Genomic DNA, 23466 nt, shown 5'->3' on the forward strand with positions numbered 1-23466 from the left:
TATTGGTAGGTTTACAGGCAAGCTGGTTGAAACTTTACCAAAGTTTCAATTAACCTATTAAAAATGTTTGCAAATCGAATCACCTCAGCTTAAAATTTGCCTCTTGTTGCTACAAAAGCTGCTTTTTGGGATTAATTAAACATTATTTTTTGAGAGCAGTAGTTAAGAATCAGTAATCGGTTTTTCCCAGCCACCATTATCCGCTACCACAAGCAAGTTCCGTTGATTTTCACCGGATTGCTGACCGTTCCTGCTATGCCAGTTGGATTGAAAGTTCGTTGAAGATGACGTGTGGCGGCGCGATCGCAATTTCTACCAATCATAGAACGAGGGAGAATTGCGTCGCAGGTGGTGTTTGAAATCCTCGTCAAGGGAGTCGATCGCCTGACATCGCAACTACCGCATCGCCCGTGGGATCGACATATTTGCTCGATACAAGACTACGAATAAGGTCGGACGTCTGGTATCTGAAGTGTGGCACATCAGCAGTGGCAGCTTCGGCAATGACTTTTGCGACATCATCTCCTGTTTGCCCTACTGTGGCAAAGACTTGCTCCGTTGCGGCGAGGTATGCATCGAGCATCTTACTATAGGCTTCGGGAACGGGTTGCTGCAAATTTTCTCTAGTCTCTAGGACGGATGCGACGAACTCCGTATTGATCGCGCCCGGTTCGATCAGCGACACAGAGATACCGAGGCGTTTAACAACGGGAGCGAGACTCTCCATAAAACCCTCGACTGCAAATTTAGCGGCACAATAGGCATCATTGAATGGGTGCCCGATGAGACCGCCGACGCTGGTAACTGTAACGATCCGCCCAGAACCAGCAGAGCGCATTATCGGTAGGACAGCTTGAGTGACGCGCCAGACGCCGAAAAAATTGACATCCATTGTTTGATTTAGATCGTCAATTGATGTTTGCTCAAGGGTTCCCAGATAGCCTGCGCCCGCGTTATTGACAAGCACGTCGATCCGACCGTAATCGCGGACAACAGAATTTACGCACTCGTCAATGGAGGCTGCGTCCTGAACATCCAGTCTACGCACGTCGAGCGTAACATTCTCTGTCTTCGCTCGCGTTTCCAGAGGATTACGCTTTTCTAGGTTACGCATGGTCGCAACGACGGTGAAGCCTGAGTGCGCCAATAATACCGCCGTACTCAATCCAACGCCGGATGATGTGCCTGTGACGAGTGCGATTCGATTCATTCTTTTCCTCCGTAAAAAAGTATTGCATTATCAGCCCGTCATTAATAAATTTGGTAGCGATCGCACTCAATTGTTCAGTTTACCCCCATAAATATGCTGTTTTTCTCCTTAAATTGTCAATCGTGGTCTCCTTCAACAAATTGAAGTACAGTGCCATCTGGGTCAGTACAGCAAACAAAAGTGAAGTTTGTTCCTGATATGGTTACAGGTTCAGACAGAAAGTTTACGTTCTTCGCCTTCAACTTCTCATACATCTGCTGCAAGTTTTTGGTGCGAATAGAAATCCGATTAATTCCAGTGTGATAGAGATGAGGATAAGGGTCTCCTTCTGTTTTAGGCTCTATAAACTCGACCAGGTCGATTCGCGTTAATTTCGGATCGTCTCCTACACTCAATTGCACTCCCCGCACTCTTGCGTGGACCAAGCCAAAAGCTTTAGCTATTTCTGGGCTGCTCAATCCCTGGCTGTAATCTAGGATGACTTTAAATCCAAGCATTTCGTAAAAAGGTAGCGAGCGATCTAGGTCTGTGACATTCACGTTGCAGTGGAATAATGCTTCTAGCATGGTAATTACCTTTGGTGATGATGTGGACAAAACTTTCTACATATTTTCTTTAAAAAGTGCTTTTTGCCATTAGCAAAAACAGTGGATGGGATTATCATTCTTCCAAAACTATCGTGAAACCACCGTATACAAACATCTAAGTGCCGGTGATAAAAGAAGCCTCATCACTAGCTATAGATCGCAGCGGCATTGCTGATGTCCTCCGGTGTATCCATGAGCTTCATGACCTGCCGTGCCTCGACCTTTTTTACCATTTACATCCTAAGCTCCCTGATGCGGTTCGCCGTCGCTTCATGGCAAAACTTAGTAGTAGGCATTTTTGTGCCTACTACTAAGTTTTTGTGCCAGTTACCTAAGTCTTAGATATCGATGCTGGAAGCAATTCGTTTGGGTGACAGGTAGGGATAGGGAGTCTTGCCTTCCTTTTGCAGCTTTTTGTTCCGCTGCTCAATCTCCACGTCTATAAGATTGAGCTTCGCCTTAAAAATAGCGTGGATATCGGAGAACTGCTCGTTTTTTAACGGTAGTTGGAACAGGGGATTCAAAGACGGCGTGGTGAGCATATAGGCGAAAGAGATTTCAAAGTGAGAGCTGACAAAGCTCTGCAATGAACTCATCACGTATTCCATTGTGATGTCGCCTTCAGTTTCAGGTACTTCCTTATACAGAGCATTGGGTCGGTTGGGAATATAGGCTAAGTATTCCTGCTGTGGGAAGTTCACTGCCGAGTGTTGGGCACTGACTAGGAAAATAATATTGGTCAGGGTTTTTATCAACAACTCCCGCGTCTCAATGGCAGATGGAAAACCAGGAATATCTCCACGTTTTGGATCGGAAGTTTCCTGCGCCCAAGCTTGGATGACTGGATCGGCTGCCACGGCGGCATCGTCCTTATACACAGCATTTACGGTATTGCTAACGTACTCGGTATATGCATTCCAAATCTTGAAGCCATCTTCCCGATAGTAGAAGTCTTCAACGCCGTCCGAACCCTGCTCGTCAAAGCCGCGTGATAAGAGTTCTTGCGGGAAGCTCATCCCAAAAAAGTCCCAATCTTTCCATGCCTTCAGGAATATCTGCAACCCGCCCCCCGTGCCAATAGCGAAGGTGGTATCGGTAAAGGGAGCAACGTAAGAAACCAGGGTCTGACGAGCAAGATAGTTAATACCGATGGTGTCTTGGAAGTGCGGCTTCAGCAGTTGACCGATGGGGTGATCTTTGGGGAAAGCGTTGTGATGGCTGATGGCATAAGGTTCTGCCGCCAGGTGCGCGTAGCCTAAGTGAGAGATAAACTGGTGGTACTGGTTGTCAGCGCAAGACACATGAAGCTTCGCCAGCAAATACTTGTTGGGATTAGGCGAGTTAGGAGTGTAAATTTCGTTTTTGCGGTCTTTGTGGCGCGTTAGTTGGATACCGAGAATATTAAGCCGGGACTTGCCATTCTCCAGTAGTTCCCGATATACCAACATATATGGTGCATAGAAAACTTTACCGGGGCGCGGGGGGAGATCCTCCATATATTTGTAATCGAGGATGAACAGCCGTTTTTGGGCGATTAGCTCTGGAATAGTTTTCCCTTGCGCCGTGAGGTTCGCCAAGTCTTTGGGGATAACCGTGTCCTTAGTGCAGAGTGTAATGGTCATCGGGTTAACCCCTTGGATTAGCTGGCGGCAGAATTCGACATCATTTTTCCAAGTTTTGGGAATGTCGTATGGCTGCTTGAGCCAGCCAGCGTAGAAGGCTGTCCAGGGGTCGCCGCCCTCCTGCTGGAGCTTCTGTGCCCTTAGTGGAAATCCTACCTGCGAGTAGAGGTATTCGTGGGCACGCTGCGAAATTAATCCCAGCTTCTGCGGAGGTAGTACTTCACCAGGCGGTAGACCTTTCACCATGCGTGGAAGGTCTTCCATTGGCACGTCAGGTCTATCATTCCGACGAGGATACGGTTGATATTCATACTTTTGATCCTCGCCACCAGCATACTGCTGCACGATTTGCAACACTTGCTGCTTCATCTCTTCCATCACACCAGTGAGGAAAGCGATCGCCTCTTGCTGTTCCATTTCTTTGGTGTCGGACAGTTCGTCCCCAGATTCCAGCAACAGCCGCAAGGAAACAACAATCTCTCCTTGATCGGTACGCTGTAGCTTGAGAGTTTTGCGCGATACTTCACCGGATTTTAGCTCGTGCAAATCAAGCTCGGCAGTACCCATAAACTCATCTTTACCAATGTTGGCATCCCAAACGCTGAAACGCAGCTTGCCTTTGTTGCTTACTACATCAAGAGTGAACTTTTCATTCCAGATGGGGTTGCAAGTACGCAAACAAGACTTCGATTCTTGTGGCTTCGCCTCGTCAAGATCGATCACGACATAAGGATCGGGATTAAACAATCCTGTTTTGTGCAAATCTTTGCCGCTAATCAGTTCAACTTCCAGCTTGCCAATACTGGGATTAAAGTGCTTATCCAGAGATTTGATGGCTTCCGAGTAAGTCTTCTCCTGACCGCCCGTGATTTGTCCGGCAAAAACCGGGCTAACTTCACTTTCAGCAAACCAATGAACCACCGTCTCGGTCGGACTCTTGGCTGACATCTCGATAGTGGTGAGGGCACTCGTGATGGGGAGACTGGGTTTGACTTCCACAAAGGAGTATTTCAAGATGTGCTTCTGGTCGTCGCGCATCTCTAGACGCTCTTTATACTCGCGCCCTGTATGCGTCTTAAAGGAGCGCACAGCCCCGACCTCATCTTTGCCAGGGGCATCCAATTTAACCCACTCATAAATGGGCCACCATTTCATAATCTCTGGACCAAAGGATCTGAAGACAGCCCACACTTTGTCGATGGGTGCGCCGACTGTACCTGTTACATTTGCGCTGCTAGTCATTTTCTTAGTGTTTTCCTTGTTTCTAGTATCAAATTCCGATTTGATCCACTCAAATCGCTGGTTGAACATCTTCTCGATGTTGGCTTTGAGCTGCTGACCATCTACCCCCTTTTGAGGGATGAAGATATTGTCATAGTTCACCTTAGTGACTTCGGCATTTACCGCAGACAGCTTGACCGTACCCCTGTATAGATTGACAGGCATCGAAGCACTTTTTGTCATCTCGTAGACTAAGGTTCGCTCTTCGTCCGAGCGAGATACGAGGGTCTCCTCCACAACACCTTTCGGGAAGACTATCTCTCTCTTATTACCCGGTCCCATGTTCACGCCAGTGGCGTATTGCACCCACGAGACATCCTGCCAATTGCCAACCACAGCCCACAACTTATCTACGGGACAGTGGACATCAAACTCGAACGAACATTTAATGCCGTCTCTTTTTAGGACAAAATTGACGACTTCAGGAATGCGCGTTGGCAGGAAATGCTCCATGATTTCGAGTGATTTGGCGCGTTCTTCTTGTTTTTCGCTCCGCATCACCACGTCGAAAGTCAGCGACGCTTCTGGACCAGTCTCAGTGTCATAGACTCGTGCGGTAGCTTCGTAGAACGTGAACAGCACATTCGGCTCTGGGATGTCGATCTTCCACACATGGTTTTGATCGTCCTTGAGGATCAGCCGTTCGCGAGTGATCCCACCCATGAAATCGAATCGGATGATAGCTCCTACGCCGTTTTGCGGTTTCCCATTATCAGTTTCCAGTTTGGTATTCTCGTGTGCGCCGAGAACTTTCTGCAACGAGAGGTAGTCGTCGAACCCAGACCAAAACTGGTTTACAGATATGGGTATCTTTTGGACGTTTGTTCGCGAGACACGTTTGCCGAACTCTAAATCGTCTGTAGAATTTAAGTTGGTTGATGAGGTCATTGTCATATCTCCATAGGTAAAAGCGTTGGGCTGCTTATAGCAATAAAAGTGATTTCAGCCTTCTTGAGGTAGCAAGACTACCTTTGCTTATCCGTAGTTTGGTAGACTTCACAGTTCTTAGACGCTCATGCGATCGCATCAAGTAGGTGACTTTAAATGTTCTTGACTACGGTCTGTACTTAGAACTTGAAACAGTTGATTTATGTTTTTCGTCCCTTGTGACGGAACTCAAACAATATCCATCCAATCAACTTCTGCAAACCTTATCCAGCAACAAAAATTTCATCCTTAAGCTAGATGTGACTTACATTTAAGGTAAGTTAAGTTTGCACCTTCAAAGCCGTCTGTGCAACCGAAGTTTAGGAACTTAAGTACCGAACTTAAGATTTTTTGGCAATCGACTTGTAAAAGCTAGGAATAGTAAGCATTTCAGCTTTTTCAAAATTGAGCAATTAGCAAAATTTATCGCCAGTTAAACTTTAAAAAATCCTTAAGTTTAAAAAATCCTTAAATGACATTGCTTAGCTTGTAACCACTTGAAACGAATTAATTAATGGTTAATTTGTCAATAAATTTTTGTTAACTTTTTTATATTTAATCAAAGCTGCTCCTAACCAATCCCTCAGACTCTACTAACAATAGGCGGAATAGAGGTTTATTATACTGGCTTGGCATTTCTTTTTATTAAGACTTTGTGTTTCCCTTAACAATTATGTCAGTCCGGATATAAAAACCAAACCCTACTTTTCCTACTTTTCCTACTTTATGTTGGGTAAAAGATGGAAAAAAGCTCACTACAATCATATTTGAGCCACATATTCCTACAAATTTAAAAGTTACACATTAGGGGGTTTGTTATTATATTTATGTTCAAAGCAAAATCAAATGTTGCTCTTATAGCCATATCTATCGTTTAGCTCTGGCTAAAGATAAGCGCGAACAGTTGTGTCAGTCCCATGTATGTCTAATTCGAGTAAATAGAGTTGGCATCTTGTTGGAATAGCACAAGCACTTCGTTTTCCTTGTCCCATAAATATATATAGCCATAAGAAAGGAGCATGAAAAATTCAGTGAAGCAGAAACGCAAGCGCGGCGTAATTTTAACCAATCAAGGATTTGAGAAACTTCTGGCAGCAAAGTCTGAGGCGGAAAGTTGCAAAAACTCGGACAAGCATTACACCCTGGAAGCTTTAAGTGATCGCACTGGGTTAGATCCAGATACCTTGACAAAGGTATTTATTCGTCAAGATGGGGTTGATAAACGAACCCTGAATCGTTGTTTCACAGCATTTGACTTAGAGCTGAAGTCAGGTGATTATCAGCTGCCTTTCCCCGATGAAGCAATTAGCACTCAGCAGCCAATTCAAGCTCCTCAAGCGTTGGCGCACCTTAGTATAGCGGACGCGAAACATATCGCACAATCTAAAATTCACAATCAAATTGATTGGGGTGAAGCACCTGATGTTTCTGTTTTCTTCGGACGAGAAGAAGAACTGGCAACGCTAAAGCACTGGATGCTGATAGATGGCTGCCGACTGGTGACGCTTTTAGGGATGGGCGGGATAGGCAAAACCTGTTTGTCGGTAAAATTAGCTCATCAAATTCAAGATAAATTCGAGTTCGTAATTTGGGGAAGTCTACGCAATGCCCCACCAGTCAAAGATATGCTAGCCCAGCTGATCTTATTTTTGTCGAACGGACAGGAAACTGACATACCAGAAACTTTAGAAGGTGGAATTGCGCGACTGATTTATTATTTACGAACTTGTCGCTGTTTGTTGGTATTAGACAGTTTAGAAATGATTCTCAAAGGGTGCGATTATGGTGTTGGGCGCTATCATGAAGGCTGTGAAGGTTACGGTCAACTTTTCAGACAAGTGGCAGAATCACAGCATCAAAGCTGCTTGCTGCTGACAAGTCGAGAAAAGCCCAAAGGAATTGGGCTACTGGAAGGAGAAAGATTACCTGCGCGATCGCTACAACTAAAAGGCTTGCAGGTAGAAGAAGGAAAGGAAATCTTTAAAGCTAAGGGTTGTTTCTGGGGTTCGCCAACTGACTGGAGCAGGCTGATTGAGCGCTACGCAGGCAACCCATTAGCATTGAAAAGCATTTCTTCCACAATTCAAAAGTTATTTGATGGTAATATTTATGAATTTTTAAAGCAAAACATAGCAGTTTTCGGCGATATTCGCAATCTGTTAGAGCAGCAATTTAAACGCTTGTCAGATGTAGAAAAGGAAATTATTAAGTGGCTGGCGATAAATCGTCAACCTGCTTCATTTTCAGAACTGCGAGAGAAGATACCGCCCTCGATATCACCGCAAAAACTGCTTGAGGCGCTGGAATCTCTGTCAGAGCGATCGCTAATCGAAAAAAAGGCTGCACTTTTCTTTTTGCAGCCTGTCGTTATGGAATTTGTAAGCGACCAATTAAGGGAAGAAAAAATTACCCAAGTCCCGCTGAGAGTCGTGTCTAGTGACGAGTATCCCAGATTGGTGGCTAGCAGCTAAAAGCGCATTGCTACTTGGCACCACAGAACTTGCGATCGCGGTCTACTTCCGGTTCTTGCCAGGAAAAGGCAAAATGGCTGACTGAATTGACTTGCGGTGCCCCAGCGCGGATCGCTTGCATCTGTTGTTCTAAGGACGGACGAGAATTGAACGACTTACCCCAAGCCCCCGCCAGTACGGGTGAAACCTGAGTGCCAGGTGGTGCAAGACTTAAGACCCGCTCAACTTGCGAGACAATACAGCTAGTATTGCCGCAGGTTCCGTAGGACATCGGATGCCACTCCATATAAGTAGGAAACCGATCCCACGGTTGCACTCTCGAATCATACCCCCCTTGACCGATGGATTGATTCCCCTCAGGGAAAAACACTGCCCCCGTGCGGATTCTTTGTCGCTGGGCAGGAAGGCTGGCTAACGCCACAAAGTCTACGACGCCTTGAGCCGCATGGGCAACACTCAGTTGCCACAACTCCCATTGCAGCAGGGCTTGACGCTGTGAGGCGGTTGCTTTCATTTCGTTGGCAGCGGGATTGCGTCCCTGCCAGAGAGGCGATCGCTCATCTGGGTAAAGTTTATCCACGCCTGCAACATCGCCAGCGCTAATGAATCCCTTGGTAATATATCGCTCGATCAGCTCTCGTCCTTTATTGTTGAGGGCGCGGTCATACAAAGCCTGCCGAGAACCATCCCCATAAATCCATAAATCTTGGACTTTCGTTACCACGGAAGCGCTTCCTGACTGGCGGGGATACCGAATGTAGTCAAAAAGCACTCCATCGGGGCGGCGACGAACCACCTCTTGAACCAGCTGGTAATAATCTCGTTTTGCTTGGGGGTTGTAAGGATCGATGAATGCTTGGGAACCGTCCTCCGTGACCGACAAACTGGTTTGTCCCTTGCCATCGCGGGCTAGCACCTGCTGTCGATCGGGTCGCTGGGAGTAGGAGTAGCCGAAGTTCATGGCAAACATCCAGGCATAGACTTGCAGCCCCCGTTCGCGCCCTTTGTTAATCGCTTGTGCTAGCAAGTCCACTTTCTCAGCGCCTGGAGTTCTGACGACAGATGGCCAGGGTGTGGAGTTTTCTGCCTTAGGCAGTAGCACCTGACCGTCAGAAAAAACTTCGACATAGACCTGGTTGTAGCCTCGGTTAACCAAGCGATCCATTAATTGATCCAGTGCCCCAGGACGGATGTCGCAAGGATACAGGCGCAGCCAGATTGCCTGTACGCGCGGCCAAGTTTGCTGACGACACTGCTGCAAACTCTCTGCGTGTTTTTTCAAGAGTGTTTTGTAGCGACCTTGGGAATCCGCGTTTCCTTTTACGGCTGAAGCACGTAAGCTTTCTTTTTGGGCGATCGCATCTGCTGAAAGCTGGCAATATGCCTTTGTTTGAGCTAGGGCAGGTTGCGAACCCAAGTAAGGATTGATAAGACTACTACTGGTCAGAACTGCTGCAACTAAACCGCGATAGACACGCTGCCAAGTTTGCGGCAATCTTAACGATGCCTGACCCACGAACTTCCTCCTACACACCAATCTCATAGAACTCTTAGATATGTCTACCGATCAGACGAAATGATTGGACATAAGGTGTCATCCGAACCTATTTCACTGGTTGAGCATCATATCAGCAATTGTCAATTGACTCTATATAGAGATTTACCAGCTTTTCCGGGAAAATCTCTGCTTTTTAGTAGAAATATGCACCCATAAGACCGACGATACCAACTGCCACGTCTTTTGCCATTTGGGATGGTCACTCCCATGCCCAAACAGGATTTCCAGATTTGAGCTTCTGAAATTTAAAACAAAATGGTGTAATCTGCGATCGCTAACGCCGTCCTTGCTGCGTGTTGCGCCGGATGCGATCGCTTAACTGGTCACGGTAAATTCACTCCATCTGCCATCATCCCCAACCGAGTCTGGAGGCTATTAAAGCGATTAGCTATTAGCCAGTCAATGAACAGCTAACAGCTAACAACTCGCCAGCTAATTCTTCAAGCCTCTCGTCTCAGAGCTGTTTCCACCTGCTGAAACTCTTGCTCTAAGCGATTCTTCAGTTTTTCCGGCAGCGGACGATTCGGATAAGAGCTGTAATGCCCCGCTAACGAATTCAACGCAGTTCGCATCGTCGTGTAAGAACTCAGTTTAACCACAGAGGTATTCCTCCGGTAGCGAGAGGCAAAGTCATTAATGATCTGACGCGCTTGTGACTGAGCTGCGGCTTTATCTGCCGAACCTTCTGGTAATTCAATCGCTGTTCTCAAGCCTTGCAATAAAGCCAAGGTATCTTGGCGGTAATCTCCACTCAGTCCTAGCGAGCTGCTGGAGGAACAGCCCATCAATCCCATCGTAACCACCAAAACCAGGGCTAGGAGACGTGACCAATAACGCTTCATAAGTATTTTTTTACCAAACGAGATGGAAAATTCAAAATCAGAGTTTATCCTATCCCGAATTGGAACCTTGGGAATTTTAGATTTTTAATTTTAGAGATAAGCAGGTTGGTGTAAATAAACGTAGACTCTTGATGGTTCATGGTTTATTGCTCATGGTTCATAGGAATAAACCATGAATCACCCCAGTGACATTTATTTGAACCCATCTATTTCACTATTTTCATCCCTTTAGCAGAGGCGGAAAAAGATGAAAGTGCCTACTCTTTTCGGCGCGAGCTGAATCAAACAATCTGGTAGGGGTATTTAATAATGGTTATCCCGGCATGGGTAAGGACAGAAGACCTGCCCTTACATCATTTCATCAATTCAATCGTTTTTCTGAACTAATTAACCGAAGCGACCGCTTACATATTCCTGTGTTGCTTGCTGCTGAGGACTTTGGAAGATAACTTCGGTGCGGTCGTACTCGACTAAATAACCAATGCGACCTCCTTTTTCTGTCGGTTCGACATTGAAAAAGGCTGTCATATCGGATACTCGTGATGCCTGCTGCATATTGTGCGTCACGATCACAATGGTGTATTGCTCCTTGAGTTGGTGGAGCAATTCTTCAACTCGCAGCGTTGAAATGGGGTCGAGAGCGGAGCAGGGTTCATCCATCAGGATCACGTCTGGCTGAACGGCGATCGCTCTGGCAATACACAACCGCTGCTGTTGTCCACCAGACAAAGATAAACCACTTGCTCGAAGTTTATCTTTCACTTCATCCCACAGAGCCGCTTGCCGCAAACTCCGCTCTACCAATTCATCCAAATCGCCCCGATATCCATTAATCCGGGCACCAAAGGTGATATTGTCATAAATCGATTTGGGAAATGGGTTTGGTCTTTGGAACACCATCCCAATCCGTCGCCGCACCTCTACAGGATCGATTTCTGAAGCGTAAAGGTCTTGACCGTGGTAAGTTACTTTGCCTTCTGCCCGAAAACTTTTAATTAAATCATTGAGGCGGTTGTAGCACCGCAACAACGTACTTTTTCCACAACCCGAAGGTCCAATAAAAGCCGTAACCCGGTTTTTGGGAATATCTATCGAAATGTCCCGAAGTGCTAAAAAATTTCCGTAGTATACCTTTAGATTTTCCGTCTGTAAAACAGTCTCAGTTTGATTTTTGGTTTGAGGATTCGACAACATAAAAAGTCAGATCGGGTTTTGGGTTTAACGGGCTAACAAAAACCGTGTGGGCTTTTGGGCAGATGATTGGGCGAAGGATTGTATTGCTTAGGAAGTAAAGAGGATTACGGCTGCGTCCTTAATGTTAAAAACAGCGCCTAGCATAGTATTAAACCTTGGTATGTATTCATTGTTGCATTAGTTTGTTTAAGTTTCCGTATCATAGCAACACATATTTGAACAATCGTTCATCAATAAACTCGACGAGCCGTTGCCAGACGAGAGACCATGCTGGTTATCAGAACCAGTAAAACTAGGATGAAAGAAGCCGCCCAAGCGAATGCCTGCTGATTTTTAAATGGAGACGTAGCGAAGTTGTAAACTAAAACCGCTAGGGAAGCCGTTGGTTCTTTTAATTGATTATTCCAATTAGGCCAATACTGGGCAAAGAGGGCAGTAAATAACAGGGGTGCCGTTTCACCAGCAGCACGAGCAATTGCCAGAGTCGTTCCCGTCACAATTGCTGGGAGTGCTGCTGGCAAAATCACGCGAGACACCGTTTGAAAGTTAGTTGCTCCCAGTCCTACCGCAGCTTGTCGGATTTCTTGCGGAACCAATCTCAGAGCTTCTTCGGTTGCCCGAATTACGATTGGCAACATCAAGATGGATAAAGCAAACCCTCCCGCCCATGCGGAATAAGTTCCCAATGTGAGAACGACGGCGGCATAAGCGAAGACACCCACAATGATTGAAGGAACTCCACTAAGGACGTTGGTGGCAAAGCGAATCCAGTAAGAAAACTTACCCATACTACTAAATTCAGACAAATAAATGGCTGCCATGATGCCAAATGGAATGCTAATCAGGGCAGCAATCCCGACCATAATTAGGGTTCCCAGAATGGCGTTGCCAAACCCTCCTCCGGGTACCAAGGGCGGTGGCGGCAGTTCCGTGAACGCACTCAAGTTAAGCTGGCTTACACCCTGGATGACCACGTAGGAAAGCACCGCTACCAAAGGCAGGATGGCAAGGACAGCACAAAGAAACGTCAGCGCCGACATCAGTGTCCCAAACAGCGTTCGGGGGGAGGTGGGATTTCGCTTCAAACTACGACTGGGAAATCCGGAAACTGGTCGATCCTGGGGTTTAGACATCATCATATTTGTGGTCAGTGGTCAGTGGTCAGATGTGGAGGGGCGGCTTTTACCAGATATCTGCCAGTAGATTTCCTATACTGAATAAACCCGCCCGTGCTGCGTCAGCTGTCAGTTTCTCAGAACAACGAACAACTTAAATTCGCTGTACCCGCTCAATAAGTATCTGAGCTAGGATATTGACTAAAAGCGTTAAAGCAAACAGAAGTAATGCGGCATACATTAAAGCTGCCACTTGCAGACCACTTGCTTCTGCAAATTGGTTGGCGAGTAGGGAAGCAATCGTGTTAGACGGGGCCAAGATAGAAGGACTGATGTTGTTAGAATTCCCAATTAACATCGTTACAGCCATTGTTTCTCCCAAAGCTCGACCCAGTGCCAGCATTACTGCGCCCACAATTCCAGAGAAAGCGGACGGTAGTAGCACTTTGAGAATTGTCTCCCAACGAGTCGCTCCTAGCCCAAATGACGCCTGCCGCAAGTCTGGAGGCAAAGAGATGAGGGCGTCACGGGAAAGGACTGCGATTGTCGGTAGTACCATAATGGCGAGGACAAGCGCTGCGGGGAGCAAGCCAGGGCCGCGTAGCGGCGTGCTAAAAATGGGCAGCCAACCAAAGGAAGCGTTGAGCCAAGTTCCCACGCCTCTTAACAGGGGAATTAGAACAAAAATTCCCCACAAACCATAGACCACACTGGGAATCGCTGCCAGTAGTTCTACTAGGAAAACAATTACCACCTGAATTCGTGGCGGCAAATAATCTTCACTTAGAAAAAGGGCTACGCCAATCCCCACTGGCACGGCAAGCAATAGGGCGATCGCTGAGCTAGCTATCGTGCCGTATAGTTGAGGCAGCGCTCCGTAATGATTGCGAACCGGGTCCCAATCGGTGGAGGTAATAAAGCCAAAACCAAATTCTGTAATCGCAGGCCAAGCTTTAATTGCAACTTGTACCGTTATCCAAATCAGGATTGCAGCAACTGCAAAGGCAAAAATTCGAGTTAGCCAAATAAAGCCCCGATCCATCGTCCGATCCCAATCGGAGCGGGGTTTCATCATCTGCGAACCGGAGGTCACGGAACTCACGGGATTATTTTCCTCAGACACTGGTTAGTAAAAGCAATAAACACTTGTATTTGTTGATGCAACCTAGACTCGTACCGTCTTTTTTACTCGGAATGCAATTTTTTCAATTGCTGGACATTCCAGTTTAGCGGGGGCACTTTTGCTATTAGCCTACCGTTTAATCGTAAAGGATAGAGTAAAGGTCAGGTTAAGGTATGGCTTTAGTTGTCTGCAAACCAAGTGATAAAATGCCATCGTTTCAATAAATACGATCAAAAGGGTCGAACGTGGTTCAAGCATCGGTGTCAAACGTGGATGTTAACAGCAAGTCTCAGGAGTCACTGCGGCAATGGCTGCAAAACCTGACCTCTCGGATTATTGCTGGTGAGCGGATTGGGAGAGCCGAAGCGATCGCTCTGTCCCAAATTGAAGGTGAAGAAAATATTTTGCTGCTATGCGAAGCAGCTGACAAAGTCCGTCAAGCTTGTTGCGGAAACATAGTCGATTTATGCAGCATTGTCAATGTAAAATCTGGTAATTGCTCGGAAAACTGCGGCTTCTGTTCCCAGTCTGCTCACCACCCCGGTCAAGACTCGCCAATTTATGGCTTGAAATCCACCCAGGAGATTCTTGCCCAAGCCAAAGCAGCTGAAGCAGCCGGGGCAAAGCGGTTTTGTTTAGTTTCTCAAGGACGCGGCATTAAGTACAACAGCCCCAAATCGACGGAATTTGCCCAAATTCTGGAAACGGTACGCCAAATTATTGCCGAAACCCAGATTAAACCTTGCTGTGCTTTGGGAGAAGTAACGCCGGAACAAGCCCAGGCGCTGGCTGAGGCTGGGGTAACGCGGTACAACCATAATTTAGAGGCATCGGAGAACTTCTTCGAGCAAATCGTGACAACTCATACTTGGCGCGATCGCGTTCAAACCATCCAAAATCTCAAAGCAGCGGGAATTCAAGCCTGCACTGGTGGAATTATGGGATTGGGCGAAAGCTGGGAAGACCGAGTGGATCTGGCGTTGGCGCTGCGGGAATTAGAAGTCGAATCCGTACCGCTGAATTTATTAAATCCTAGGGAAGGGACACCCCTAAGCGATCGCCCGAAAATCGATCCTTATGAAGCCCTCAAAGCGATCGCCATTTTCCGCCTCATCCTGCCCGAACAAATTCTGCGCTACGCTGGCGGACGGGAAGCCGTGATGGGAGAACTCCAAGCAATGGGCTTCCAAGCAGGAATGAATGCCATGCTGATTGGACACTACCTCACCACCATCGGACAACCGCCAGAGCAAGACCATGCTATGCTCGAATCCCTAGGGCTTACGGGCGGCGAAGCACCCATTCCCGGCGAATACGCTGCTAAGGTATGAGTGCTGAGGGCTGAGGACTGAGGACTGAGGACTGAGGACTGAGGACTGAGGACTGAGGACTGAGGACTGAGGACTGAGGACTGTAGGCGCTTCGCCTTCCCGAAGGGTGGACTGAGTGCTGAGGACTGTAGGCGCTTCGCCTTCCCGAAGGGTGGACTGAGGACTGTAGGCGCTTCGCCTTCCCGAAGGGTGGACTGAGGACTGAGTAATCTTTCTCCCCTGCGCTCCGACGCCCCCTGCTGCTCTCCGACGCCCCTGCGCCCCTGCTCCCCCGCTCCTTTACTTCCCTGACTTTTACCCTTGTGTTTGCTCCCACTGAACTACTGTGGGCCTTGATTGGCTTACTCCTGACGATTGGCGGTACGTTTCTGGAAGCGTATGTTCCCAACCTTCCTTGGAATTGGTCTGGGCAAGGGATTCAAACTCACTCGCTGGGCGTGACCTATCAAATTGGTGCCGTGCTGCTAGTTGGCTGTATGGGCGGTAAAAATGCTGGCGCACTCTCTCAAATTGCTTACCTGGCGTTGGGTCTAACTCCTTGGTTTCCAGTCTTTTCCCAAGGCGGAGGTCTTGACTATCTCACAGAACCCAGCTTTGGCTACTTACTAGGCTTTATTCCGGGTGCGTGGATCTGTGGCTTAGTAGCTTTTAAGGCACCGCAGCGATTGGAGTCTTTGTCCTTCAGCTGTATCTGTGGCTTGCTGGTCATCCATATCACTGGTTTGACTTATCTGATTGTGACCCATTTGTTGACCTTGGGAGCGGTATTACTGCCTTTATGGGAAGCGGTTTTGAAATACTCCGTCTATCCTTTGCCAGCCCAGATGGCAATCGTTTGTGCAGTGACAGTCTTGGCTTATTTCTTACGCCAGCTAATGCTTTATTAAGTCGTTAGTCCGGTCATTAGTCAAGCGCTCGTTGGTCAAGCGGTCATGGGGTAGTGGATTGATAGTCTACCTATACTGATTACCAAACAGGACTTACGCAAAGCTTATACCTATAGCGTTCTTGTCGGTTCAATCCCCCTGCGATAGCGAAGCGCCGACCTGTCGGTTCGCCCTCAGATGTCGCGCAAGTTGCGTAAGTCCTGTACCAAAGAACGATTGACTAATCACTCATCACGAATAACTAATCAGGACTTACGCAAAGCTTATACATATAGCATTTTTTCGGGTTCAATCCCCAGGGGGATTGCGTCTTTCAGATGTCGCGCAAGTTGCGTAAGTCCTGCTAATGACTAATTACAATGAATTTCAAAAATCACTTTTTTTGGCTCGCCGCTTTCGTTAGTCTGATTCTGGATCGGGTAACTAAATATTGGGTGGTGCAGAATTTTGTCTATAAAGAAACCTGGGCGCTGTGGTCTAATGTATTCCACTTTACCTATGAATTGAACCCTGGGGCAGCTTTTAGCTGGTTTCAGGGAGGAGTTTGGTTGCCCTGGCTATCTTTAGGGGTGAGTCTATTCTTGATCGGATTCGCTTTAGTAAACCCCCATTTGGATCGTTGGGAACAATTGGGCTGTGGCTTTATCTTAGGTGGAGCAGTGGGCAATGGAATTGACCGATTTTTCAACAGTTGCGTCATCAATGACAAATTTTTCAACGGTTGCGTCGTTGATTTCTTGGATTTTCGGCTGATTCACTTTGCAGTATTTAATCTGGCAGATATGTTTATCAATGTGGGCATGGTGTGTTTGTTGATTGCCTGGTTTTGGAATCCATCCACCTCATCTGGCAGACCGCGATGAAGAGATGAGGGGATGACTTGAAGAGGAAAGGAAAGTTGAATTGTTCTCCCACTCTCCCACTCCCCCGCAACGTCTCCCTAGGCTTGCGATTAGAATGTTGAATACAAACCTCTTGCTTGTTGCATTAAGCCTTTTGCCTCTGACATGACCTCACCCCAACAACCGCCTAAAACCATCCTGGGTCAGCTAACTCAGGCAGTACAAACCATTCAAGCCAAGGTAAATTTTAATGCGCTGGCGCTGAAGCCCAATGCCAAGGTGCCGGAACTTTGGGTGCAGGATGCCGGTGCTGCTAAGGCAGAGGTTTATCCACTATTGGGAGAAAGATACCTACTCGGACGCAGTTCTAAATCTTGCGAGATTGTGGTGCGGAACCCTGTTGTCAGTCAGATTCATCTTTCATTAAACCGAGAAGGACGGCGCGGGCATTCCTTTGTGATCAAGGATGAAGGCTCCACCAATGGCATCTACCGAGGGAGACGGCGGCTGAATAGCTTCACGCTACGTCACGGGGATATCCTCACCCTGGGACCGCCAGAATTAGCGGATGCGGTTCGGCTTCAGTACCACAATCCGCCTCCTTGGTACGTGCTGGCGACTCGTTACGCCCTCTATGGGGTGGGTGGACTGACCAGTTTATTGGCATTGTGGATTCTTTTTGAGTGGCGCAATATCCCGATTCGACCTTTGCCCGCTGGCGTACAAGGGCCAGTAGTGATTAATTCTGATGATGGGACGCCGTTACAGCGTCCCAGAACGGTGGCGCACCGGGAACTGAGGCAATTATCAGATTTTTCTAAGTATCTGCCTCAAGCGGTGATTGCATCGGAAGACAGCCGCTATTACTGGCACTTTGGGGTCGATCCTTTTGGCACGCTGCGGGCGGTGGTGGTGAATGTCAAGGGAGGCGGAATTCGTCAAGGCGGTAGTACAATTACGCAACAGTTGGCGCGGAGTTTGTTTCGGGAGTATGTGGGGACAGAAGATAGTGCGGGGCGGAAAATCCGGGAGGCGATCGTCGCTCTGAAGCTGGAGACGTTCTACAGTAAGAACGAGCTGATGCGGAATTATCTGAACCGCATCTACCTGGGTGTTGGTGCTAACGGGTTTGAGGATGCGGCTCAGTTTTATTTCGACAAATCTGCCAGAGATTTAAATATTTCCGAAGCGGCGACGCTGGTGGCGATTTTGCCAGCACCGAATAATTTTAATCCGATTCGGGATTATAAAACGGCGATTGGACTGCGCGATCGCATTATTAACCGCATGGCAAATTTGGGGTTTATCAGTGCGGAAGAAGCTCAACGATCGAGGCGATCGCGTATTGACGTTAGCCCCAAAGCCAGAGAAGCTTTGGCTAGCATCAAGGCACCCTATTTTTATAGCTACGTTTTCAACGAACTCCAAGTCTTGTTGGGAGAGCAACTGGCAAAAGAAGGCAATTTTTTTGTCGAAACCAATCTGGATCTGGAGACTCAGCAGAAGGCGGAAACTGCCCTCCGCAACGGAGTCAATACCAGTGGGGGAACTTACGGGTTCTCTGAGGGAGCGATTGTGACTCTCGACTCCAGCAACGGGTCAATTCGCGCTTTGGTCGGTGGCACAGATTATCAAAAAAGTCAATTTAATCGCGCCACTCAAGCCAAGCGACAGCCCGGATCGACTTTCAAAATCTTTAGCTACGCCTCAGCACTAGAACAGGGGATTTCGCCGGGAAAGTTTTATTCCTGCGCCCCTGTAGTGTGGCAGAATCAACGCTTTCGGGGGTGCGAAAGAGTTGGGGGTAGCGGGACGGATATGTACACCGGGCTTGCTCAGTCTGAGAATGCGATCGCGCTGCGGGTGGCGCAGGATGTCGGTTTAAATAAAGTGGTAGATATGGCTCGGCGGCTGGGCATCACAACGCCCCTCAATCCAGTTCCTGGCTTAGTGTTGGGGCAAAGCGAAACCACTGTCTTGGAGATGACGGGGGCTTTTGGTGCCTTGGAAAATGGCGGCGTCTGGAATCGCGCCCACGCCATTCAGCGGATTCGAGACAGCAGCGATTGCCAAGATTTCAATAATCCGCAAACCTGCCGGGTGATTTACTCCTTCGAGGAGGAAGCAGGGGCAACGAAGCGGGTGCTGCCACAGGGAGTGGCAGATACCATGACGGATCTGCTTCGGGGCGCGGTGCGAGGCGGGACGGCACGGGCGGCGGCGATTGGCTTCGGAGAGGCGGGTAAAACGGGCACTACGAATAGCGGTGTTGACTTGTGGTTTATCGGCTATATTCCCAGTCGGGATCTCGTCACCGGCATCTGGCTGGGAAATGACAACAACACGCCGACACGAGGGAGTAGCGGGCAAGCGGCTCAGCTTTGGGCAAACTATATGCGGCAAGTGGTGCGTTAAACAAGCTGTGGCGATTAGCGATCGCGGCTATACAAACGAAGCTTGCTAGGCAGCGGGCTAAGATGATTGAACTGTTTGAGCTACGCGAAGCTAGCTACTTCTACGGGACGTTCAACAGCCAAGCTTTTACGGTGGAGTTTAATCCGCTCGATTTCGTGAAGTGTCTGTGCTGTCAGGTAACTTTCACCGCAATGAGGGCAACTAACTACTGGAATATTCTCTATCACCAGTAAGTCTTTACCTTTGCCATAAGTCCTAGCAATTCTGCGGATTCGTACACCCTCTTGTCCACAAATATCGCACAACATTTGGCTTTTTCCTAATATTAGGGTACATATACAGTAATAATAACGACCTTGCCAGCTAAACTCAGTTTGGCGATAATTTCGACTTCCCCACCGTCAACGGTTTCGCCACTGTGCTTTTGGGCGATCGCGTGGTCAACTTCGTGGGGAAAAAGGCGATCGCCCACTTGTGCCAGTTGCTCTGATAGTGCTTCGGGTACTTCGAGGGAATTCTTGGTACGGTCGCTCTCTACTGGTGTAGGATCTTTTCAGAATTCTATCTGTGTCCCTGCGATCGCACTGCTGCTGTAAAATATCTTTCAAATCTCCTAATCGCAATAGCTATTTCAGTTACACTCAACAATTTTCAGGAATTGAAATACAATCAACCAATTTGCCGCATCCCATTAATAAACTCAGTCCTCGCTGCCAAAATATCAGACATTTGCACGCAGCGCCCTAGCAAAGCAATATCTAAATCTGGCAAAAATTCACTCCTGGAAATTTGCTCATAATTATGTTCGCGCAGTCGATAAAGCACAAGCTGGTTATTTTCCCAAAACCAGACTTCAGCAATTTTCAACCGCTTGTACTTTTCTAGTTTATCTATGCCGCCGCTGGTAATAGTGACTTCAATTGCCAAATCTGGATGTTCTTTTTTCTCCCCTAAATAGTAAGATTCATCCGGCTCAAATGACACATCTTTGCTCTTGTCCCTGCGAGTTGCACTCCCTACCGGAATAAATTTCATTTCTTTCTCAAACAAGTAAAGTTCTATAAATATAGCCAAAACACTCTTTATCTGTTCGTGGTATTCCCCCAGTGTCATAAACTCCACACACCCATCTAAATAAGTAATTCGCACAGGCGCATCTGCGGTTAATGATTCTATCGCCTCAAATTGCTCCCAAGTATAATAACCTGGTAAAGTAAATCGCTGTTCTTTAACAGTTGTTATTGCTTCTGAAGCTTGTAATATCATGGGCGTAATGCTTTACTAAAAATGAGTAGCTATTATCTAGTATAAAGATAGGCAGGGGCTACCGATCAAAGTTAATTTTATAGTTTAATATTTCTGGATAATTATTTGATATACTGCCTCAGTACAGGTGGTATAGTGTAAAAGCTTCCTTGTTGTTCTATCAAGCAGCGCCGAGATAAAGAGTGCAGCGCGTTTAGTAAATCTGACGCTGGAATTGTGCCATTTCCTAGCAATTTTGCCAGATTGACTGCTGAGCTTTCTTTAGCCAACAAGGACATAACTTGTTTTTCTATTTCGGATAAGCGGCTAAACTGTTGCTGTAGAATATCTTTCAAATCTTCTGGCAATAATATCGTATCATTTGGTAATAAACCAGTCGCACCTCCTCCCAACTCTTGAATCAGAGCCGCCACGCTTTTTAACCATAAAGGGTTGCCTTGGTAGCGGTGAATGAATGCCTCCAAATTATCAATTTCTTCTAACCCGTAATCTCTCAGGATTTCCCGTCCAGATGCAATATCTAAACCTGTAAGTTGTAAGGTACGAATAGGATTATTTTGGCTTTTAACTTGAGTCACTTCTCTCGGTTGTTCCCAACCGATTAACAAAAAGCAACTTTGATGGGATAATTTTTCTATCTGTTTGAACAAAGAGCGATAGTCTTCGTATTCTGGTTTATACTTTCCTGCCAATTCACCGCTACTGAAAAGGTTGTGAATGTCATCTAAGACGACTAAACAGCGATGCTTTTGCAAATACTTAATCAGCGGTAATGATTTCTGGTTAGTTGCAGGTGAATCTTGATTTTCAGACTGGGAAAAAAGCTGTATCAGTTTATCTTGAAATTCAGCTAGGGTGGGTGATGCCTCTAGACTGCACCAAATTACATACTCAAACTCATTTTTTATTTGTTGAACGAGTTGCACTGCTAATGTTGTTTTGCCGATACCGCTGATGCCTGTGAGTGCTATTAGGCGGCAGCGTTGTTGTAAAATCCATGTAGTGAGGATGTCGAGTTCGGGAGTGCGCTCATAGAAAGCACCCAACTCTGGCATCTCGCTTAAATCTTGATACAGAGTTTGAGTTTGTTTTGTGTTAGATGTTTTCTCATTATGTGAGTTTGGTATATCTGGCGAGTTTATACTTTCTCCACACAGGTTAAAACTACCGCTCACTACAACGTCTTGTGCAAAGTTTAAAACATTAGATATTTGCAACCTCTCCATTGCTGCTCTAAAATTCGATTTACTGACATCTTCCCCTAACTCTTCTGAAAGTTTCCGCCATAACTTTGAGCCAACATCTCTAACATAACTCTCGTTACAGTGAATCTCCTCGGCAATTTGGGTGTATTTCTCACCTTGCATGGTTCCCCGCAGAATCGCCTCTTGCAAGTCATCAAGGTGCTGACCCGTTTTGGCAAACACCAGATCGTCAGCCATTTTTAACACTTCCTTAAGATTCATGCAGTATCGCAGATGTTGTGATTTTCCGTATTCTACCTAACGTTTTCCAACATTTTCTGGCATTTACCAACATTTTTCACATAAAGCGAGTTTGAGCAGCAGACAAAAGTGCCAACAAAATTGAACATTCTTTGACTAGACAAAGCTTGGATTTATAGGGAATGATTGGAGAGGTATTAAAGCGTAAAGTTAGGGATTGAACGCTTGCCGTTTTATACTCTGTAATTGCGTGTTAAACCGCAACTTTGGTCTAATTAATAGTTAGATTCCTTTGACACTTGAATTTCTAAATGGAGGACAAAATTATGAGCGGATGGGCATCTGCGGGTAATGGTCTGGAGGCAAAAGTTACAAAGAAAGGACAGCTTATGATCCGCGAGGCTGGCAAATACCCCTCTAATGATGACTATCCCCACTTTATTGTAAGTTTCGATAGTCAAGGTAATATCGTTGATTATCACTCTTCTGATTCTCGTCATAGCAGTCGTTTTGGACAAAATGAAGTCGTTGCGACTGCTTTGGCAGTTCTCAGAGGGCAAGGAATGCTATAGTGTGATTCCTAGAAAGTTTGGTTTTACTTCGTCAAGTAAACCTCTTTTTCCACTCACAATATCATTCATTTTCATCATACCAATACTATGATTGGACGGAGAGCGATCGCTCCACTAAAATAAAGAGCGATCGCCCCTCTTACAATTACCAAACAATGTGATGATTGGACGGAGAGCGATCGCCATTAGGCACGAATAGCGATCGCTCTTTTAGCAAGCTATAATTTGCTCAGAGTTAAGATGATGCAACCCCAATGCTAACACTTGAGCAAATCGAGTCTGCTATTCTTCAGCTACCCCCAGATGAGTATAGAAAACTGATCGAGTGGTTTGCCGATCTAGACTATCAACGCTGGGATGAACAATTAGAGAAAGACATTGCTGATGGAAAGCTGGAAGCGCTAGCAAAAGAGGCGATCGCTGAATTTGAGGCGGGGCACTGTCGAAGCATCTGATGAATTACACAACTCGTCGATTCTGGGAATGTTACAACGCTCTACCTGAAGAAGTTCAGCGAACAGCCGATCGGTGTTATGATTTACTTAAAGCCGATCCTTCCCATCCATCGTTACACTTCAAGAAAGTTGGTAATTACTGGTCAGTGCGAACAGGACAAAATTATAGAGCTTTGGGTGTGGAGGTTAAAGACGGTATTTCATGGTTTTGGATTGGGACACACTCAGAGTACGACAAACTCATTGACATATAGTACAGTAGCGAAACTTGCCGCAGGCGATCGCACTTTTACAAGTGCGATCGCCCTTCCTGATAAATTAAG

The 23466-nt window shown here is 46.7% G+C and carries 22 protein-coding genes; 9 read left to right on the top strand and 13 right to left on the bottom strand.

Going from position 1 to position 23466, the window contains the following annotated elements; translation table 11 throughout:
- Positions 1–367 precede the first annotated feature (367 nt).
- Positions 368–1165 carry an SDR family oxidoreductase gene (locus ACFW2W_RS04970; RefSeq protein WP_378174615.1) on the bottom strand — a complete coding sequence of 266 codons (798 nt, stop codon included), beginning with the start codon at positions 1163–1165 and terminating at the stop codon, positions 368–370.
- Between ACFW2W_RS04970 and ACFW2W_RS04975 the strand changes: the two genes are divergently transcribed.
- Positions 1113–1301, top strand: coding sequence for a hypothetical protein (locus ACFW2W_RS04975; protein WP_378174654.1), 189 nt, complete (start codon positions 1113–1115; stop codon positions 1299–1301). The genes ACFW2W_RS04970 and ACFW2W_RS04975 overlap by 53 nt on opposite strands.
- 25 nt (positions 1302–1326) lie before the next feature.
- Here the strand turns inward: ACFW2W_RS04975 and ACFW2W_RS04980 are convergent, their stop codons facing one another.
- Both ACFW2W_RS04980 and ACFW2W_RS04985 read right to left on the bottom strand, forming a co-directional pair.
- The gene (locus tag ACFW2W_RS04980) at positions 1327–1776 is read right to left on the bottom strand and encodes a VOC family protein (RefSeq protein ID WP_378174146.1); all 450 of its coding nucleotides are present in this window, start codon (positions 1774–1776) and stop codon (positions 1327–1329) included.
- A 359-nt stretch (positions 1777–2135) separates the two neighbouring features.
- Entirely contained in the window at positions 2136–5588 is a 3453-nt protein-coding gene (locus tag ACFW2W_RS04985) for a lipoxygenase family protein (protein WP_378174148.1), read from the bottom strand.
- Between the two features lie 1058 nt (positions 5589–6646).
- On the opposite strand from ACFW2W_RS04985, the gene ACFW2W_RS04990 reads away from it, so the two are divergent.
- Positions 6647–8098, top strand: coding sequence for an NB-ARC domain-containing protein (locus ACFW2W_RS04990; protein ID WP_378174151.1), 1452 nt, complete (start codon positions 6647–6649; stop codon positions 8096–8098).
- A gap of 10 nt (positions 8099–8108) precedes the next feature.
- Here ACFW2W_RS04990 and ACFW2W_RS04995 read toward each other — a convergent pair whose 3' ends face one another.
- The 5 genes from ACFW2W_RS04995 to pstC all read right to left on the bottom strand — a co-directional run bounded on the left by ACFW2W_RS04995 (position 8109) and on the right by pstC (position 13882).
- Positions 8109–9641 (bottom strand): family 10 glycosylhydrolase, encoded by a 1533-nt coding sequence (locus ACFW2W_RS04995; protein ID WP_378174154.1) that lies wholly within the window; start codon positions 9639–9641, stop codon positions 8109–8111.
- A 455-nt stretch (positions 9642–10096) separates the two neighbouring features.
- Positions 10097–10498 carry a photosystem II protein Psb27 gene (psb27, locus tag ACFW2W_RS05000; RefSeq protein WP_378174157.1) on the bottom strand — a complete coding sequence of 134 codons (402 nt, stop codon included), beginning with the start codon at positions 10496–10498 and terminating at the stop codon, positions 10097–10099.
- Between the two features lie 387 nt (positions 10499–10885).
- Complete coding sequence (gene pstB / locus ACFW2W_RS05005) at positions 10886–11692, bottom strand: phosphate ABC transporter ATP-binding protein PstB (protein WP_378174161.1); 807 nt, start codon at positions 11690–11692, stop codon at positions 10886–10888.
- A 230-nt stretch (positions 11693–11922) separates the two neighbouring features.
- Positions 11923–12825: a phosphate ABC transporter permease PstA gene (pstA, locus tag ACFW2W_RS05010; RefSeq protein WP_378174618.1), complete on the bottom strand. Its 903-nt coding sequence runs from the start codon at positions 12823–12825 to the stop codon at positions 11923–11925.
- Positions 12826–12961: 136 nt separating this feature from the next.
- The gene (gene pstC / locus ACFW2W_RS05015; RefSeq protein ID WP_378174621.1) at positions 12962–13882 is read right to left on the bottom strand and encodes a phosphate ABC transporter permease subunit PstC; all 921 of its coding nucleotides are present in this window, start codon (positions 13880–13882) and stop codon (positions 12962–12964) included.
- Positions 13883–14175: 293 nt separating this feature from the next.
- Here pstC and bioB point away from each other — a divergent pair, with 293 nt between their 5' ends.
- Entirely contained in the window at positions 14176–15261 is a 1086-nt protein-coding gene (bioB, locus tag ACFW2W_RS05020; RefSeq protein WP_378174163.1) for a biotin synthase BioB, read from the top strand.
- Here the strand turns inward: bioB and ACFW2W_RS05025 are convergent.
- Positions 15251–15577, bottom strand: a complete 327-nt coding sequence (locus ACFW2W_RS05025) for a hypothetical protein (protein WP_378174166.1) — start codon at positions 15575–15577, stop codon at positions 15251–15253. The genes bioB and ACFW2W_RS05025 overlap by 11 nt on opposite strands.
- On the opposite strand from ACFW2W_RS05025, the gene ACFW2W_RS05030 reads away from it, so the two are divergent.
- From ACFW2W_RS05030 to ACFW2W_RS05040, 3 genes are all read left to right on the top strand, one after another.
- Positions 15564–16148 carry a biotin transporter BioY gene (locus ACFW2W_RS05030; RefSeq protein WP_378174169.1) on the top strand — a complete coding sequence of 195 codons (585 nt, stop codon included), beginning with the start codon at positions 15564–15566 and terminating at the stop codon, positions 16146–16148. The two genes, ACFW2W_RS05025 and ACFW2W_RS05030, sit on opposite strands and share 14 nt — an antisense overlap.
- A 359-nt stretch (positions 16149–16507) precedes the next feature.
- Positions 16508–17011 (top strand): signal peptidase II, encoded by a 504-nt coding sequence (gene lspA / locus ACFW2W_RS05035; RefSeq protein WP_378174172.1) that lies wholly within the window; start codon positions 16508–16510, stop codon positions 17009–17011.
- Between the two features lie 144 nt (positions 17012–17155).
- Entirely contained in the window at positions 17156–19405 is a 2250-nt protein-coding gene (locus ACFW2W_RS05040; protein ID WP_378174175.1) for a transglycosylase domain-containing protein, read from the top strand.
- Positions 19406–19485: 80 nt separating this feature from the next.
- Here the strand turns inward: ACFW2W_RS05040 and ACFW2W_RS05045 are convergent, their stop codons facing one another.
- The 4 genes from ACFW2W_RS05045 to ACFW2W_RS05060 form a co-directional block, all read right to left on the bottom strand.
- On the bottom strand, positions 19486–19713 hold the full coding sequence (locus ACFW2W_RS05045) for a type II toxin-antitoxin system MqsA family antitoxin (RefSeq protein WP_378174178.1): 228 nt from the start codon (positions 19711–19713) through the stop codon (positions 19486–19488).
- 17 nt (positions 19714–19730) lie between these two features.
- Positions 19731–19877 carry a hypothetical protein gene (locus ACFW2W_RS05050; RefSeq protein ID WP_378174181.1) on the bottom strand — a complete coding sequence of 49 codons (147 nt, stop codon included), beginning with the start codon at positions 19875–19877 and terminating at the stop codon, positions 19731–19733.
- 197 nt (positions 19878–20074) lie between these two features.
- A complete protein-coding gene (locus tag ACFW2W_RS05055; protein ID WP_378174184.1) occupies positions 20075–20671 on the bottom strand; it encodes a Uma2 family endonuclease in 597 nt (198 codons plus the stop codon).
- A 101-nt stretch (positions 20672–20772) separates the two neighbouring features.
- A complete protein-coding gene (locus tag ACFW2W_RS05060) occupies positions 20773–22137 on the bottom strand; it encodes an NB-ARC domain-containing protein (RefSeq protein ID WP_378174187.1) in 1365 nt (454 codons plus the stop codon).
- A gap of 305 nt (positions 22138–22442) precedes the next feature.
- Between ACFW2W_RS05060 and ACFW2W_RS05065 the strand changes: the two genes are divergently transcribed.
- The 3 genes from ACFW2W_RS05065 (at position 22443) to ACFW2W_RS05075 (ending at position 23397) form a co-directional block, all read left to right on the top strand.
- On the top strand, positions 22443–22688 hold the full coding sequence (locus ACFW2W_RS05065; protein ID WP_378174190.1) for a hypothetical protein: 246 nt from the start codon (positions 22443–22445) through the stop codon (positions 22686–22688).
- A 254-nt stretch (positions 22689–22942) separates the two neighbouring features.
- On the top strand, positions 22943–23143 hold the full coding sequence (locus tag ACFW2W_RS05070) for a hypothetical protein (protein ID WP_378174192.1): 201 nt from the start codon (positions 22943–22945) through the stop codon (positions 23141–23143).
- On the top strand, positions 23143–23397 hold the full coding sequence (locus ACFW2W_RS05075; protein ID WP_378174195.1) for a hypothetical protein: 255 nt from the start codon (positions 23143–23145) through the stop codon (positions 23395–23397). The genes ACFW2W_RS05070 and ACFW2W_RS05075 overlap by 1 nt, the downstream gene beginning before the upstream one ends.
- Positions 23398–23466: the final 69 nt, after the last annotated feature.

Source organism: Coleofasciculus sp. H7-2, assembly GCF_042747725.1.
Taxonomy (GTDB): Bacteria; Cyanobacteriota; Cyanobacteriia; order Cyanobacteriales; family FACHB-T130; genus FACHB-T130.

What these genes read in the sequence shown, in the direction of transcription:
- ACFW2W_RS04975 (WP_378174654.1), top strand. Translation starts at nt 1,113, where the DNA reads ATGGTCGCAACGACGGTGAAGCCTGAGTGCGCCAATAATACCGCCGTA.
- ACFW2W_RS04980 (WP_378174146.1), bottom strand. Translation starts at nt 1,776, where the DNA reads ATGCTAGAAGCATTATTCCACTGCAACGTGAATGTCACAGACCTAGAT.
- ACFW2W_RS04985 (WP_378174148.1), bottom strand. Translation starts at nt 5,588, where the DNA reads ATGACCTCATCAACCAACTTAAATTCTACAGACGATTTAGAGTTCGGC.
- ACFW2W_RS04990 (WP_378174151.1), top strand. Translation starts at nt 6,647, where the DNA reads ATGAAAAATTCAGTGAAGCAGAAACGCAAGCGCGGCGTAATTTTAACC.
- ACFW2W_RS04995 (WP_378174154.1), bottom strand. Translation starts at nt 9,641, where the DNA reads ATGAGATTGGTGTGTAGGAGGAAGTTCGTGGGTCAGGCATCGTTAAGA.
- psb27 (WP_378174157.1), bottom strand. Translation starts at nt 10,498, where the DNA reads ATGAAGCGTTATTGGTCACGTCTCCTAGCCCTGGTTTTGGTGGTTACG.
- pstB (WP_378174161.1), bottom strand. Translation starts at nt 11,692, where the DNA reads ATGTTGTCGAATCCTCAAACCAAAAATCAAACTGAGACTGTTTTACAG.
- pstA (WP_378174618.1), bottom strand. Translation starts at nt 12,825, where the DNA reads ATGTCTAAACCCCAGGATCGACCAGTTTCCGGATTTCCCAGTCGTAGT.
- pstC (WP_378174621.1), bottom strand. Translation starts at nt 13,882, where the DNA reads ATGATGAAACCCCGCTCCGATTGGGATCGGACGATGGATCGGGGCTTT.
- lspA (WP_378174172.1), top strand. Translation starts at nt 16,508, where the DNA reads ATGAATTTCAAAAATCACTTTTTTTGGCTCGCCGCTTTCGTTAGTCTG.
- ACFW2W_RS05040 (WP_378174175.1), top strand. Translation starts at nt 17,156, where the DNA reads ATGACCTCACCCCAACAACCGCCTAAAACCATCCTGGGTCAGCTAACT.
- ACFW2W_RS05045 (WP_378174178.1), bottom strand. Translation starts at nt 19,713, where the DNA reads ATGTTGTGCGATATTTGTGGACAAGAGGGTGTACGAATCCGCAGAATT.
- ACFW2W_RS05055 (WP_378174184.1), bottom strand. Translation starts at nt 20,671, where the DNA reads ATGATATTACAAGCTTCAGAAGCAATAACAACTGTTAAAGAACAGCGA.
- ACFW2W_RS05060 (WP_378174187.1), bottom strand. Translation starts at nt 22,137, where the DNA reads ATGAATCTTAAGGAAGTGTTAAAAATGGCTGACGATCTGGTGTTTGCC.
- ACFW2W_RS05065 (WP_378174190.1), top strand. Translation starts at nt 22,443, where the DNA reads ATGAGCGGATGGGCATCTGCGGGTAATGGTCTGGAGGCAAAAGTTACA.
- ACFW2W_RS05070 (WP_378174192.1), top strand. Translation starts at nt 22,943, where the DNA reads ATGCTAACACTTGAGCAAATCGAGTCTGCTATTCTTCAGCTACCCCCA.
- ACFW2W_RS05075 (WP_378174195.1), top strand. Translation starts at nt 23,143, where the DNA reads ATGAATTACACAACTCGTCGATTCTGGGAATGTTACAACGCTCTACCT.